The sequence below is a fragment of the Streptomyces sp. NPDC020489 genome, from assembly GCF_044386545.1.
Taxonomy (GTDB): Bacteria; Actinomycetota; Actinomycetes; order Streptomycetales; family Streptomycetaceae; genus Streptomyces.
In genome coordinates, this window is record NZ_JBIRUZ010000007.1 from 413,164 (window position 1) to 427,847 (window position 14,684).

Annotated in this window: 13 protein-coding genes and 2 tRNA genes; 11 read left to right on the forward strand and 4 right to left on the reverse strand. The window is 71.0% G+C overall.

The annotated features are described in order from the left end of the window. Positions 1-121 precede the first annotated feature (121 nt). A complete protein-coding gene (locus tag ACH41F_RS21600; protein ID WP_398836970.1) occupies positions 122-583 on the reverse strand; it encodes an SSI family serine proteinase inhibitor in 462 nt (153 codons plus the stop codon). Between the two features lie 228 nt (positions 584-811). On the opposite strand from ACH41F_RS21600, the gene ACH41F_RS21605 reads away from it, so the two are divergent. From ACH41F_RS21605 to ACH41F_RS21615, 3 genes are all read left to right on the forward strand, one after another. Continuing rightward, positions 812-902: transfer RNA gene (locus ACH41F_RS21605), tRNA-Ser, on the forward strand. A 188-nt stretch (positions 903-1,090) separates the two neighbouring features. Further along, positions 1,091-1,163, forward strand: a tRNA-Arg gene (locus ACH41F_RS21610). Positions 1,164-1,289: 126 nt separating this feature from the next. Next, positions 1,290-1,808, forward strand: coding sequence for a hypothetical protein (locus tag ACH41F_RS21615; RefSeq protein ID WP_398836972.1), 519 nt, complete (start codon positions 1,290-1,292; stop codon positions 1,806-1,808). 110 nt (positions 1,809-1,918) lie between these two features. Here the strand turns inward: ACH41F_RS21615 and ACH41F_RS21620 are convergent, their stop codons facing one another. After that, positions 1,919-2,104: a hypothetical protein gene (locus tag ACH41F_RS21620; protein ID WP_391233574.1), complete on the reverse strand. Its 186-nt coding sequence runs from the start codon at positions 2,102-2,104 to the stop codon at positions 1,919-1,921. A 313-nt stretch (positions 2,105-2,417) separates the two neighbouring features. On the opposite strand from ACH41F_RS21620, the gene ACH41F_RS21625 reads away from it, so the two are divergent. After that, positions 2,418-3,698, forward strand: a complete 1,281-nt coding sequence (locus tag ACH41F_RS21625; RefSeq protein ID WP_391233575.1) for a hypothetical protein — start codon at positions 2,418-2,420, stop codon at positions 3,696-3,698. 50 nt (positions 3,699-3,748) lie between these two features. Here ACH41F_RS21625 and ACH41F_RS21630 read toward each other — a convergent pair whose 3' ends face one another. Further along, on the reverse strand, positions 3,749-4,243 hold the full coding sequence (locus ACH41F_RS21630) for a hypothetical protein (RefSeq protein ID WP_398836974.1): 495 nt from the start codon (positions 4,241-4,243) through the stop codon (positions 3,749-3,751). Positions 4,244-4,430: 187 nt separating this feature from the next. After that, positions 4,431-4,913, reverse strand: coding sequence for a MarR family transcriptional regulator (locus ACH41F_RS21635; RefSeq protein ID WP_391233577.1), 483 nt, complete (start codon positions 4,911-4,913; stop codon positions 4,431-4,433). An 86-nt stretch (positions 4,914-4,999) separates the two neighbouring features. Between ACH41F_RS21635 and ACH41F_RS21640 the strand changes: the two genes are divergently transcribed. The 7 genes from ACH41F_RS21640 to ACH41F_RS21670 all read left to right on the forward strand — a co-directional run bounded on the left by ACH41F_RS21640 (position 5,000) and on the right by ACH41F_RS21670 (position 14,173). Then, entirely contained in the window at positions 5,000-5,401 is a 402-nt protein-coding gene (locus tag ACH41F_RS21640; protein ID WP_398836976.1) for an HGxxPAAW family protein, read from the forward strand. Positions 5,402-5,458: 57 nt separating this feature from the next. Then, complete coding sequence (locus ACH41F_RS21645; protein ID WP_391233579.1) at positions 5,459-6,331, forward strand: DUF2797 domain-containing protein; 873 nt, start codon at positions 5,459-5,461, stop codon at positions 6,329-6,331. Positions 6,332-6,517: 186 nt separating this feature from the next. Continuing rightward, on the forward strand, positions 6,518-7,258 hold the full coding sequence (locus ACH41F_RS21650) for a response regulator (protein ID WP_391233580.1): 741 nt from the start codon (positions 6,518-6,520) through the stop codon (positions 7,256-7,258). Further along, the gene (locus ACH41F_RS21655; protein WP_398836979.1) at positions 7,255-8,880 is read left to right on the forward strand and encodes an ATP-binding protein; all 1,626 of its coding nucleotides are present in this window, start codon (positions 7,255-7,257) and stop codon (positions 8,878-8,880) included. The genes ACH41F_RS21650 and ACH41F_RS21655 overlap by 4 nt, the downstream gene beginning before the upstream one ends. Before the next feature lie 14 nt (positions 8,881-8,894). Beyond that, positions 8,895-10,379, forward strand: a complete 1,485-nt coding sequence (locus ACH41F_RS21660; RefSeq protein ID WP_398836980.1) for a glycosyltransferase — start codon at positions 8,895-8,897, stop codon at positions 10,377-10,379. Further along, complete coding sequence (locus ACH41F_RS21665; protein WP_398836982.1) at positions 10,376-12,535, forward strand: ArnT family glycosyltransferase; 2,160 nt, start codon at positions 10,376-10,378, stop codon at positions 12,533-12,535. Before ACH41F_RS21660 ends, ACH41F_RS21665 begins: the two co-directional genes overlap by 4 nt. A gap of 108 nt (positions 12,536-12,643) precedes the next feature. Beyond that, positions 12,644-14,173 carry an MFS transporter gene (locus ACH41F_RS21670; protein WP_398836983.1) on the forward strand — a complete coding sequence of 510 codons (1,530 nt, stop codon included), beginning with the start codon at positions 12,644-12,646 and terminating at the stop codon, positions 14,171-14,173. Positions 14,174-14,684 lie beyond the last annotated feature (511 nt).

A 14,684-nucleotide genomic window follows, 5' to 3' on the forward strand; every position in this document is an offset into this window, starting at 1 on the left:
GCTCGGGCTTCTTCTCCGGAAGCACTCCGCCTCCCCCTCCATGAGACTTTCGCGGCACCTTTACGGACGCCCTGTTTCCGCCGTGAAACACCAGTGCGAGGTACTTCCGTCCTACGGCCCCCTACTGCCCCATGTCGGGCAGAACCGGGACGAGCCGGTCCCAGCGAGCGATCTGGCACCCGTCGCTCCGGTCGAACCGCGCGTCGACCGGCCGTCCGGCCCAGGTCCCGGTGACATGCGCGGTGGCGGGCCCGCCGTACTGAAGGGTGCAGAGGCTGTCCCTCGGTACGGGGGCGAAGGTGTCCGTGCCCCAGCGCGCACCGCGGTCGAGCGCGGCGCAGGCGCTGTCGGCGTCGGGGTGGGTGCCGCCGCCGGGGTGGCAGTACAGCTCGAAGGTCCCGTCCTTGCCGGTACCGGCGTCGCGGACGGTGACCGTGAGGTGGTCGCCGGTGCGGTCTTCGTCGCGGGCGGGCGGCGGCATGAGGGAGTGCGCGGAGGCGGGTACGGCGGTGACGGAGCCGGCGGCGGCCAGAGTGGAGGCGCCGAGGACGAGGAGCCGGGCGAGCCGGGGGGACTGGAACATGACCTGACTAACGCGCCGCGCGCGCCCCGGTTGCGCACCCCCACCCCGCACACCCACCCCGCACCCCCACCCTCACCGCCGCCGTCGTCGTCGCGGTGCCGCGTCGCGTCCGGAAGGGCTTTGCCCTGCGGCCTGCCCGCCTAGTACCGTGGGAGGCGATTGGTGACACCGCGCTCGACTGTGTCATCATCTGCACGCACCACTCGCGCTCGCGCGGGAGGTTGTGCTGGAGGCGTCGCCTAGTCCGGTCTATGGCGCCGCACTGCTAATGCGGTTTGGGACTTACATCCCATCGAGGGTTCAAATCCCTCCGCCTCCGCGCGTGATCACGAAGCCCCGGTCCCACGGACCGGGGCTTCGGCGTGTCGCAAGGGGTCGGATGCGTCGTTTCCGCAGGTCACAAGGGGTGCGGCTAACGGATTTCACATGGCGGCGGCAGTCATGTAATGTTCTTCCTGTCGCCGCGAGCGGCCCGGAAGGGCAAGGAACGGCGGGAAAACAAAACAAGCACTCGTAGCTTAACGGATAGAGCATCTGACTACGGATCAGAAGGTTGCAGGTTCGAATCCTGCCGAGTGCACACAGATCGAAGGCCCCGGAGAAATCCGGGGCCTTCGGCGTTTCAAGGACGACGCGGGTGTTCGGACGGGATGATCACCTGGTTCTGTACATCTGCTCGGCTTCTGAGCACACTTCGGGGGACCACATGTACCGCTTCACCCGTCACACCGGCAGTGCTCTGACTGCCGTCGTACTGATCACCGGCATGGCATCCGCCTGTTCCGACGCGACTCCCACGGCCAAGGCCCCGCAGTCCCGGAAGGCGGCGAGTTCCACCGCGGTTCCAACGGCGCAGCCGTCCTCCCCGTCCGGCCGGGAGCAGCTGAACAAGGAAGCCCGCGACCTGCTCGACATGACGGATCGCCTGAAGTCGGACGACGAGGGACTGGTCTCGGCCGGCTCTCTCGCGGTGCCGGGGCAGAACCTGGACGAGACCGTCAAGCCCGGCACCGACCTGCGGGTGGAGGTGGCCTGCGCGGGGGAGGGCACGGTCACCTTCACGGTCGTCTCGGGCACCGCCAAGACTGCCAGGCGCGTCGACTGTGCACAGCCGATGCCGAACGGGTTCGACTTCACCACCGCCGGGCAGGGTCTCGCCATTCAGGCGGACTCACCCCAGGAGGACAGGGTGGGCACCGCCTACATGGTGAGCCACAGCTCCTGATCGTCCCGGCCGACGGCCCTGACGCTCGAAGGCCCCGGAGAGATCCGGGGCCTTCGGTGTTTCGCGGGGTGTGGGGGGTGGGGGTGGGGTGGTGAAAGAGGGGGTGGGGTTCAAGCTGTGGCTCCCGCCAGGCGGTGGAAGGCCTCCGTGGTGTGGGGATGGGCCAGCTCGTCCAGGAGGTGACGCCACTCCGGGTCGGCGGTGGCCGGGTGGGCCTGGTCCCAGGCGGTGAGGAGGGGGGCGAGTTCGCTCTCGTGGGAAGAGGGGTTCGGCTGGGGAGACGGTAGGGAGTTCATGGGATCTTCCTTCCGGGAAGGGGCCTGTGCCGCTCGGATCCTCTGCTCTCCACGATGCCCCCGCCGACCTGTCGCCGCCATGGAGTGACCTACCGGACAGGGGTGGGGCCAGCCGTATTCCAGCGGGCCGCCAGCACCCCTTGAGCGGAACGCGAGTTCGGGCCGCCGTAGCCCTCTCTGGTCCCGGCGGTCGACGTGTGTGATCTCCTGCGCCGACAAGTGATGCTCTGCGGGCGGGCGTTCGCGCGTGTCGGTGCGAACAATTGTGCTTGTGCTGCTTGTTCGAATCCGCCTAGTTTCTCGCGTCATGACCATGACGCGCAGAACGATCATCAAGGGCATGGCCGCCGCACCGTTCGTCGGTGCCGCCGGCAGCCTGCTCGCCCCCACCGCCGCGCACGCCGCGACCATCAACGCCGGGCAGTACTGCCTGACCAGCCGTTCCTCCAACAGCCACGGTGAATTCGCCGCCCTGGCAGCCGGGTTGGCGGCCGGCCTGACCAAGGTGAATGCCAGCACCGTCCTGGCCGACACCAACCGCGACGCCGACGTCCTCGCCGGCGCCCCCTCCACGGCCGAGGCCTTCCAGGCCGGTTTCGCCTGGGACACCGACGACCAGGAGGTGCCGTACTGGATACCCCAGGGCGTCACCACCAGCGCCGACGCCTATGGCAACGGGCTCTACCCGGAGGGTGGCAGCAACAAGGTCATCCTGGTCTCCTGGTACTTCGAGACCGATCCCGACCAGGACGGCGACGACGACTACGCGCTCGACAAGGGCATGCGGCTCACCTTCGTCGACTACAACAACCCCTCCGCACCCACCTATCGGCACGTACTGCTGGTCGAACCGGTGAGGACCGGCACGGGCGCGTACTCCTTCAACCCCGTCCGCAAACACGCCGGCGGCATCATGTGGTACGGCAACCTGCTGTACGTCGTCGACACGTACAAGGGCCTGCGGATCTTCGACCTCAACACCCTCTTCACCGTCCCCACCACGGAGAAGGACGTGTGCGGTCTGCACACCGACGGTCAGTACTACGGCTACGGCTACAAGTACGTTCTCCCGCAGAGCCACGCCTACGACAACGCGGGGACCTGGCTGCGCTACTCGGCGATAGGCCTCGACCGTGCCAGCACCCCCGACAGCCTGGTGATAGGCGAGTACTCCCTCTCCGGTGTCGTCGACTACGACGAGCCGGGCGACCCCTTCCTCGGCTCGACCAGGCCCACCAACACCGTGCCCAAGGTGGTCCGCTGGCCGCTCGACTACACCGACCGCCACCCGGGTTCGCTCACCGCGACCGAGGCGGTCACCGTCGCCCAGAAGAAGATCCAGGGAGTCGTCTCCCGCACCAGCAAGCACTACCTGTCGGTGAGCGACGGCCCCTCCGGCGCGGGCGCGCTGCGCACCTTCAACTCCGGCGCGAACAGCGCGAGCACCGTCGCCGACCTCGCCGTCGGCTGCGAGGACCTCAGCTTCCACAGCAGCGGGGCCTCGGGCTGGTCGTACAGCGAGTCGGTGATCTGGAACGCCAGCGAGTACGTGAACAAGCGGTACGTGTACGCGATCCGGGCCGACGGCTCCTGAGCGCACGAGCGGGGGCCCCGGGCGTTCCCGGGGCCCCGATGGCGAGGGGTTCAGCGGGCGAGCAGCAGGTCGCCGTGGTGGACGAGGCCGCCGCGCACGGGGCGTACCGCCACGGCCTTGGGCTCCTTGCGACCGGCGAAGACGAACAGTCGCAGCACCAGGAACCGGCCGATGCCGGCGAGGCCGGAGGCCCCGAGGTAGACCGCCTGCTCCCAGGCCAGGCTCGGCGAGGACTGCACCGAGTGCAGGACGACCATCGCGGCGCAGGTCACGACGTAGGCGGCGGTCGCCGAACCGGCCGACTGGAGGTGGCGGCGCAGACCCGCGCGGCCGCCGGTGCCGAAGGTGAACAGGGCGTGCAGCTCGGTGCACAGGATCGTCGACGCGACGGTGATCACCGCGTTCGCCGCCGCCCAGGGCATCAGCAGCGCCAGCAGCGGGACCGCCCCGCTGGACAGGACCCCGACCCCGCCGCCGCACACCACGAACCGTACGAAGGAGGCGAGCGGGCCCACCGGCTCGGCCTCTGGGCGCTGCGTCTCCATGACGGTTCCTTCCGGGCGGGCGACTGACGGGACACCACCGCCGACCTCCGTCGACCGTGGCGGGGTTTCCCCCGGCGTCGGCCCGGATCAGCGTGGTTCCACGATCTCGTCGCGCGCCCTTCGAAACGAGGGTGTGCGCTACCGGACCCGGGGTGGAGCCAGCCCTACCCCCGCCCCCCGAGCGGCCCTACTCCCCGTCCTGGACCCGCAGTTCCCGGATGTACTCCAGCGCCAGGCCCGCGGTCCGGGTGAACCAGTCGTTCAGTACGGCGATCTCGTGCGCGGAGTAGTCGGCGAAGAGGTCGTGCAGTCGGGCGTAGTACGGGCCGTAGAGGGCCTCCACGCGCGCGACGGCGGCGGGGACGGCGGCGACGCGCACCCGGCGGCGGTCCTTCGGGTCGGGCACGCGCGTGATGAAACCGCCGCGTTCCAGGCGGTTGAGGATGCCGGTCATCGCGCCCGTCGTGACATGGGCGTGCTCCGCGAGGTCGCCCGCGGTGAGCAGGTCCTCGCCGGCCTTGAGCACACAGCCGAAGCAGAGGAGGTCGGTGACGTTCAGGCCCAGCCGCTGGGCCATCTCCTGCTGGCCGAGCAGATGCGTCGCGATGAGCGAGTCCATCGACGTCAGCGCCTCGGCCGGGGTGGTGGCGGGGCGGGGCTTGGCTGCCATCCTGATGATTACCTTAGTCCGTGAGAGGTTTTGATGCTAAATTTCTTACGACGTGAGAGATTCAGTGGTGAGCGGGAGGCGGACACGTGAGCGCACATCAGTATGACGAGGGGCACACGGTCGCGGGCTGGACCGGATGCGCCGTGGCCGTCATCGGGACCACGGTGCTGGGGCTGGGGGTGGTCATGGTGTCGGCGGCCGTGCTGGCGGCCGGGCTCGTCCTCGTCCTGGCGAGCGTCCTCGTGACCTGGGCCCTGCACCTCACCGGCTGGGGCAAGCCGCCGGGCGTCCGGCCCCGGGAGGAGTGGGGGATGCGGGTGCGGGACAGCTTCGCGCGCGACGGGCACCCGGGGTGCCTGGGGTGCCGGCTGGCGGGACGGGGCCGGGTCAGGCGTACGGCGGTGGAGTCGGTGCCCGGGCCGGGGGCGGGGTCGGTCGTGGTGACGGGCGAGCCGGGGCCCGTGGAGGCGGAGGCCGCCGCTCGCTGACCGCTGTTTCCGCTGCTCACCGCCTGTTGTCAGTGGCGCCCCCTACGCTCGTCGGTGATGGCACACGCATGGAAGTGCTCGGGGCTGCGGTGGGCGGCCGACGGTCCCGCGCTGGCATGGGAAGGCGGGCGGCGCAGCGCGCTGACCTGGGGAAAACGGGTGGCCTTCGGAGTCGCGGACGGGGGTGTACGGACATGTGTGGGAGCGCGGGGACACGCGTGCCCGGCGCGGGCGGCCGTACCGGCGCGGAGCACGGGGGCGCGGTGCGAGGAGTGCGCGCGGCTGGACCGGGCGCACTCGGTGGCCGCGGACACCGCCGCGGACGATCCACGGCCGTACCACGTGTATCTGGCCTGGTTCGGCCCCGGCATGACCAAGGTCGGGATCACCGCCGAAGAACGGGGCTCGGCGCGCCTGCTCGAACAGGGCGCGGTCTGCTTCAGCTGGCTCGGCGTCGGCCCGCTCATGGCGGCCCGGCGCACGGAGGAGTTGTTGCGGGCGGCCCTCGGAGTGCCTGACCGCATTCCCTACGCCGACAAGCGGGCGGTGCGGTCCACGCTGCCCGGCACGGCCGCCGAGCGGGCCGCCGAGGTGGTCGCACTGCACGCGCGGGCCGTGGCGCTCGGCGGGTGGCCGGAGTCGCTGCGGGCCGAGCCCTGCCAACCCGTCGACCACGTGGGGGTGTTCGGGCTGGCGGACCTGCCGGCCCCCACCGGGACGGTCGCCGAACTCGTCGCCGGGGGTGCGGTCGGCGGACGGCTGGTCGCGGCCGCCGGGCCCGATCTGCATCTGGAGACCGGGGCCGGGGTGGTCGTGCTGGACACGCGGTTGATGACGGGGTGGGGGCTGATCCCGGCGGACACCGAGGAACTCACGGTGCCGGTCCGGGAGTTCAGGAGGGAGACGGGCGTGCAGGACGGCTTGTTCTGACGGCCGCGCACGAGCAGCCGACGACGGACCGACCGGAGGGGGACAGCAGGCCACGGCCCCGAGCGGACCGGTGCGTGAGAGGGCGAGGAGCCTCCAGGGCGTTCCCTGAGAGGTCCCTGTGTGTTTCTCAGGAAAATCACAGGTTCCCGAAAGCGCGCTCTCAGAGGATCCCGACAGTGTGGCCACATGACCACGACCTCGCCCCAGGGGCGCACCGAACTGCTGAGGCCGGACGGGAGCCCCGTCCGAGTGCTTGTGGTGGACGACGAGCTGTCGATCACCGAGCTGCTGTCCATGGCCCTGCGCTACGAGGGATGGCAGATCCGGAGCGCGGGGGACGGCACGGCCGCCCTCCAGACCGCGCGGGAGTTCCGGCCCGACGCCGTCGTCCTCGACATGATGCTGCCCGACATGGACGGGCTGGCCGTCCTGGGGCGCCTGCGCCGTGATCTGCCGGACGTTCCCGTCCTCTTCCTCACCGCGAAGGACGCCGTCGAGGACCGTATCGCCGGGCTCACCGCCGGGGGCGACGACTACGTCACCAAGCCGTTCAGCCTCGAAGAGGTCGTCGCCCGGCTGCGCGGCCTCATCCGCCGCTCCGGTGCCGCCGACCGCCGCTCCGAGTCCGTGCTGGTCGTCGGCGACCTCACCCTCGACGAGGACAGCCACGAGGTGTCGCGGGCGGGTGAGTCCATCCACCTCACCGCGACCGAGTTCGAGCTGCTGCGCTTCCTGATGCGCAACCCGCGGCGCGTGCTCAGCAAGGCGCAGATCCTCGACCGTGTGTGGTCCTACGACTTCGGCGGCCAGGCCAACGTGGTCGAGCTCTACATCTCGTACCTCCGCCGCAAGATCGACGCCGGCCGCGAGCCCATGATCCACACCCGGCGTGGCGCCGGTTACCTGATCAAGCCCGCCGCGTCATGAGCGGACGGCGACGGCCGCGTACGCAGAAGAAGCGACTGGTCAAGCCGCGGACCCTGCGGGCGCGTCTCGTCGTCGCGTCCGTGGTGCTGATCGCGGTGGTGTGCGCGGTGATCGGCACGGTGACGACGCTGGCGTTGCGGTCGCATCTGTACGAGCAGCTGGACAAGCAGTTGGGCGATGTCTCGGCGCGCGTGTACATAGGCAGCAAGCCGCCCGGCGACAGGGGCGGGGCGGCCCTTCCGCAGGACACGCCGGAGAACAAACCCCTCAGCCTCGACGACTTCGTCACGCGCGGCCCGCAGCCGGAGGGCACGATCATCGCCAAGGTCGTGAACGGCAGCATCACCGACGCCAGGGTCGGGGAGAAGGACGAGGACAAAGCCGACATCAGCGGGATGAAGGCCGAGAACGTCAGCGAGGCCGCACAGACCGCGCTGAACGAGGTCTCCCAGAGCAAGGGGGAGCACACAGTCGACCTCCCGGGCCTCGGCGAGTACCGCGTCGTCTTCAAGACCACCGACACCGGCGACAGTTACTACGTCGCCATCCCGACCGACGGGGTCAACAACACCCTCAACACCCTCATAGCCGTAGAAGCCAGCGTCACCGCCGCCGGTCTCATCGCCGCCGGTATCGCCGGCACCGTCATCGTCGGCGTGGCCACCCGCCCCCTCCGACGGGTCGCCGCGACAGCGACCCGCGTCTCCGAACTCCCCCTGCACACCGGCGAGGTGAACCTCAGCGAGCGGGTCCCGGAGTCGGAGTGCGACCCGGACACCGAGGTCGGCAAGGTCGGCGCCGCGCTCAACCGGATGCTCGACCATGTGCACGGCGCGCTCCAGGCCCGCCAGCAGAGCGAGACGCGGGTACGGCAGTTCGTCGCCGACGCCAGTCACGAGCTGAGGACCCCGCTCTCCTCCATCCGCGGCTACGCCGAGCTGACCAGACGCGGCAGGGAGCAGATCGGCCCCGACACCCGGCACGCCCTCGGCCGTATCGAGTCCGAGGCGGGCCGGATGACGCTGCTCGTCGAGGACCTCCTCCTGCTGGCCCGGCTCGACGCCGGCCGACCCCTCCAGTTCGAGCAGACGGACCTCATCCCGCTCGTCGTGGACACCGTCAGCGACTCCCGCGCCGCCGGTATGGGGCACAACTGGCGCCTGAACCTGCCCGACGAACCGGCCCTGGTGTCGGCGGACGCGGCGCGTGTCCAGCAGGTGCTGGTCAATCTGCTGGGCAACGCCCGCAAGCACACCGCCCCCGGGACCACGATCACCGCCCGCGTCCAGCGGCGCGGACCGTGGATGTGCGTGGACGTCGAGGACAACGGCCAGGGCATCCCGCCCGATCTGCTGCCGCACGTCTTCGAACGGTTCGCGCGCGGTGACACGTCGCGTTCGCGCGCCTCCGGCTCCACCGGACTCGGCCTGGCCATCGTGCAGGCCGTCGCGACCGCGCACGGCGGTGCCGTGACCGTGGACAGCGTGCCGGGGCGGACCGTGTTCACCGTGCATCTGCCCGCGCTCGCCCCGGTGGCCCCCCGCCCGGCCCCCGAGACGAACTGGCAGACGCACTCACAGGTACACCACAGTGCCAGCACATGGGTGCAACAGGGCACCTGACCAGAGTCGTCGCCATGCGAACCGACTCTTCTCCCGGCACTCTGCCGGCGCGGGAGCACCTCCCGGCCACGGATGCCGGTACGCCTGTCCTGGACGTAGTGATCCCCGTCTACAACGAGGAGAAGGACCTCCAGCCGTGTGTGCGGAGACTGCACGAGCACCTCGAGCGCACCTTCCCCTACGCGTTCCGCATCACGATCGCGGACAACGCGTCGACGGACACCACCCCCCAGGTGGCGGCACGGCTGGAGGCGGAGATCGCCGAGGTCAGCACCTTCCGCCTGGAGCAGAAGGGCCGCGGTCGCGCCCTGCGCACCGTGTGGTCCGCCTCGGACGCCCCGATCCTCGCCTACATGGACGTGGACCTGTCCACCGACCTCAACGCCCTGCTCCCGCTGGTGGCCCCGCTCATCTCGGGCCACTCCGACCTGGCGATCGGATCGAGGCTCGCCCGCTCCTCCCGAGTGGTGCGCGGCCCCAAGCGGGAGTTCATCAGCCGCTCGTACAACCTCATCCTGCGCGGCTCGCTCCAGGCCCGCTTCTCGGACGCGCAGTGCGGGTTCAAGGCGATCCGGCGTGACGTGGCCCAGGCGCTGCTGCCGATGGTCGAGGACACCGGCTGGTTCTTCGACACCGAGATGCTCGTCATCGCCGAGCGCGCGGGACTCCGTATCCACGAGGTGCCCGTCGACTGGGTCGACGATCCCGACTCCACCGTCCACATCGTCAGGACGGCGACCGAGGACCTGAAGGGCGTGTGGCGGGTGGGCAGGGCCCTGGCCACCGGGTCCCTGCCGCTGGACCGGATCGCGCGTCCCTTCGGCGACGACCCGCGCGACCGCGAGATCCAGGACGTGCCGAAGGGGCTGACCCGCCAGCTCGTCGGGTTCTGTGTGGTCGGCGGCCTCTCGACCCTGTTCTATCTGCTGCTCTACAGCGTCTTCCGGCAGTTCGGCGGCTCGCAGGTCGCCAACGCGCTCGCGTTGCTGGTCTCGGCCGTCGCCAACACGGCGGCCAACCGCCGCCTGACCTTCGGGGTGCGCGGCACCGGTGGCGCCGTCCGGCACCAGGCGCAGGGTCTGGTCGTCTTCGGCATCGGCCTCGCGCTGACCAGCGGCTCCCTCGCCGCCCTCGACACGGCCAGCAGCGACCCGGCGCACTCCACCGAGCTGGCGGTCCTGATCGCCGCCAACCTCGCGGCGACGGTGCTGCGCTTCCTGCTCTTCCGCGCCTGGGTCTTCCCCGAGCGCCGCGAGTCGACGGTGGTGGCCTCGCACCAGCCGACGCCCACCCCCACCCCCTCCTCGCCCTCCCACGCCCCGCAGTACCCCACCCGGCCGCTGCCCCACGCGCCGCTGCCACAGCGCCCGACGGCGCCCCAGTACGCGTACGACACCCAGATCCGCGCCGGTGAAGCCGCGGACCAGACCTGGCGGGACGCCACCGTGCAGCTTCAGCCGGTGCGCCCCTCCGACAACACCCCGGGGGCCTCCCGATGACCATCACCCCTACGGCCGCACAGGAACCCATGGCTTCCGCGGCCCCGCCCGCCCCGCAGGCGGGTGAGCCCGCGTCGCCCTTCGTCAGGAGACTGTGGCGCGGCCGCCCCGAGGACCCCCGCTGGGCACGCCCCGCGTTCTGGGGCCTGCTGCTGGCCACCGCGGCGCTCTACTTCTACAACCTCAGCTCCTCCGGTTACGCCAACTCCTTCTACTCCGCGGCCGTCCAGGCCGGCAGCCAGTCCTGGAAGGCGTTCTTCTTCGGCTCGCTGGACGCGGGCAACGCCATCACCGTCGACAAGCCCCCGGCCTCGCTGTGGCCGATGGCCCTGTCGGTGCGGGTCTTCGGGCTCAGCTCCTTCGCGATCCTGATGCCCGAGGTCCTCATGGGCATCGGCACGGTCGCCGTCGTGTACGCCTCCGTGCGCCGCCGCTTCAGCCCCGCCGCCGGTCTGATCGCGGGCGCCGTGCTGGCGCTCACCCCCGTCGCGGCGCTGATGTTCCGGTTCAACAACCCGGACGCCATGCTGGCCCTGCTGATGGCCGTGGCCTGCTACTTCGTGATCCGCGCCCTGGAGGACGGCCGGACGAAGTGGCTGTTGTGGGCCGGTGTCGCGATCGGCTTCGCGTTCCTCGCCAAGACCCTCCAGGCCTTCCTGATCCTGCCGCCGCTGGCGATCGTCTACGCGGTCTGCGCGCCGGTGTCGGTGAAGAAGCGGTTCGGACAGCTGGCCGCGGCGACGGCGGCCCTGGTCGTCTCCGGCGGCTGGTGGGTCGCGATCGTCGAGCTGTGGCCCGCCTCCTCGCGCCCCTACATCGGCGGCTCCCAGAACAACTCCTTCCTGGAGCTGACCTTCGGCTACAACGGCCTCGGCCGCCTGAACGGCGAGGAGACCGGCTCGGTCGGCGGTGGCGGTGGCGGCGGCAACACCGGCCAGTGGGGCGAGACCGGCTGGGACCGGATGTTCAACTCCGAGATCGGCGGCCAGATCTCCTGGCTGCTCCCGGCCGCGCTGATCCTGCTGGTCGCGGGCCTGGTGGCGACGCGCAAGCTCAGGCGGACGTCCGTCACCCGCGGTTCGTTCCTCGTCTGGGGCGGCTCGCTGCTCATCACCATGGTCGTCTTCAGCTACATGGCGGGCATCTTCCACCAGTACTACACGGTCGCCCTCGCGCCCTACCTGGCCGCCGTGATCGGCATGGGCTCGACCCTGCTGTGGGAGAAGCGCCAGGACATCCGGGCCTCGCTCACCCTCGCGGCCGCGGTCGTGGCCAGTGCCGCCTGGGGGTACGTCCTGCTCAACCGCACCTCCGACTACCTGCCCTGGCTGAAGTGGCTGGTCCTGATCGGCGGCCTGGTCGCCGCGCTCGGCCTGATCTTCGCGGGCCGCCTCACCCGGCGGCTCGCCCTCGCGGCGGCCTCGCTCGGACTGCTGGCCTCGCTCGCCGGCCCGACCGCGTACACCCTCAGCACCCTCCAGCAGGGCCACACCGGCTCCATCGTGACGGCCGGTCCCGCCGGCGCCGGCATGATGGGTGGCCGCGGCGGCGGCCCCGGTGGCGGCGACGGCGGCATGGGCGGCGGCATGCCGGGCCAGAACCAGCGGGGCGGCAACGGCACCACCCAGGGCGGCAACGGCTTCCCCGGCGGTGGCAACGGCGGCTTCGGCGGCGGCATGCCGGGCCAGAACGGCAACGGCACCGGCAACTCCCAGAACCAGCAGGGCCAGAACGGCGGCCCCACCGGAGAAGGCGGCGGCATGGCGGGCGGCGGCGGTGCCGGCGGCCTCCTCAACGGCGCGACCGTCTCCGCCGAGGCCAAGAAGCTCCTGGAGGCCGACTCAGGCGACTACATCTGGGCCGCGGCGGCCATCGGCTCCCAGAACGCGGCGAGTTACCAGCTCTCCACCGGCGAACCGGTCATGGCGATCGGCGGCTTCAACGGCACCGACCCGTCCCCGACGCTGGCGCAGTTCAAGCAGTACGTCGCGGACGGGAGGATCCACTACTTCATCTCCTCCGGATCCGGCGGCGGCATGGGCGGCAGCGGCAATGGCACGTCCTCGCAGATCACCAGTTGGGTCGAGGCCAACTTCAAGAAGGTGACGGTGGGTTCGGCCACCTTCTACGACCTCACCCAGAAGGCGAGCAGCTGACCCGCAGCCCGACCCGCGCCTGGCCCGAGGGCGGTGGCCGCACCCGGCCGCCGCCCTCTCCCACATCTCTCTTGTACGCCGTACAAGAACTGTTCTACGGTGTAGAACATGTCCGCTCCCGGCCCCGGCCCCACTCCCGGCCCCGCCTCCCCGCCCGCACCCCCGTCCGCCTCCGCCGAAGCCCCCCACGGGCACCCCCGGCGCTGGCTCATCCTCGGTGTCATCTGCCTCGCCCAGCTCACCGTCGTCCTCGACAACACCGTCCTGAACGTGGCGATCCCCTCCCTCACCGAGGAGTTGGACGCCGCGACCTCGGACATCCAGTGGATGATCAACGCGTACTCCCTGGTCCAGTCCGGCCTGCTGCTCACCGCGGGCAGCGCCGCCGACCGCTACGGCCGCAAGAAGATGCTGATCGCCGGTCTGACCCTGTTCGGGGCGGGCTCGCTCACGGCCGGACTGGCCGACAGCACAAGCCAGTTGATCGCCGCGCGGGCCGGTATGGGCATCGGCGGCGCGCTGCTGCTGACGACCACGCTCGCCGTGGTGATGCAGATCTTCGCGCCCGCGGAGCACGCCAAGGCGATCGGCATCTGGGCGGCCGTCAACGCGCTCGGCTTCGCCTGCGGCCCGCTGCTCGGCGGGTTCATGCTGGACCACTTCTGGTGGGGCGCGATCTTCCTGATCAACCTCCCGGTGGCGGCGATCGGACTGGTGGCCGCCGTCACCCTGGTCCCCGAGTCCAAGAACCCGCGCGGCGACCGCCCCGACCTCCTCGGCGCCCTGCTCTCGACGATCGGCATGGCCGCACTGGTCTTCGCGATCATCTCGGGTCCCGGGCACGGCTGGACCTCGGGCCGCGTCCTGGTCTCGGCGGCCGTTGCCGTCTCGGTGCTGGCCGGGTTCGGGTACTGGGAGAGCCGGATCGAACACCCCATGCTCGACCTGCACTTCTTCACCGACCGCCGCTTCACCGGCGCCATCGCGGGCGCGGTCCTGATCACCTTCGGCATGGGCGGCTCGCTCTTCCTGCTCACCCAGCACATGCAGTTCGTCCTCGGCTACGGCCCCCTGGAAGCCGGTCTGCGCACGGCACCGCTCGCGCTCACCATCGTGGCGCTCAACTTCTCCGGCGTGGCCGCGAAGTGGGCGACCGCCCTGGGGAACCCGGCCGCCATCGCCCTCGGCATGGTGCTGATGTCGGGCGGACTGGTCTCCATCGCGACGGTCGCCTCCGGCGGTTACGCCGGGACCCTGCTGGGGCTGCTGCTCATCGGTGCCGGCGCCGCGATCGCCAACCCGGCGATGGCACACGCGATCATGAGCTCCATTCCGCCGGAGAAGGCGGGGATCGGGGCGGGGATCAACGGCACGGTGGCGGAGTTCGGGCAAGGGCTCGGGGTCGCGGTGCTGGGAGCTGTGCTGAACTCCCGCTTCGCCGCGCTGGTCTCCGTGGCGGCGAGTTCTCTCCCGGCGGCGCTGGCGGAAGCAGGCTCCGCGCGGGAACGGGCACGTGTCACCGACGCGTACGCCTCCGGCCTGGAGACCAGCCTGCTGGTCGGGGCGGCGGCCGTCCTGCTGGGCGGACTGCTCGCGGGGACGCTGCTGCGACGCGCTGAGCGGGGAGGGGTTGCCTAGACGCCGGGGGTGCAGGGCTGGGGTGGCCTGGGCGTCGGGTGGTGCGGGGATGGGGTGGCCTGGGCGTCTGGTGGTGCGGGAAGAAGTGGCCTCGACGTCCGGTGGTGTGGGAAGAGGCGGCCTCGACGTCCGGTGGTGTGGGAAGAGGCGGCCTCGACGTCCGGTGGTGCGGGGAAGGGGTCGCCTGTGCTCTCGGTGGTGCGGGAAAGGGTTGGTCTGTGCGCCCGTGGTGCTGGGAGCCGTGTTGGACCCCCGCTTCGCCGCGCTGGCCTCCGTGGCGGCGAGTTCTCTCCCGGCGGCACAGGAAAGGGGTCGCCTGTGCGCCCGGCGGGGCGGGAAGGCGTCGCCTAGGCGCCCGGTCGTGCGGGATGAGGTGGCCTGTGCACCCCGTGGTGCGGGAAGGGGTCGCCTAGACGCCCGGTCGTGCGGGATGAGGTGGCCTGTGCACCCCGTGGTGCGGGAAGGGGTCGCCTAGACGCCCGGTCGTGCGGGATGAGGTGGCCTGTGCACC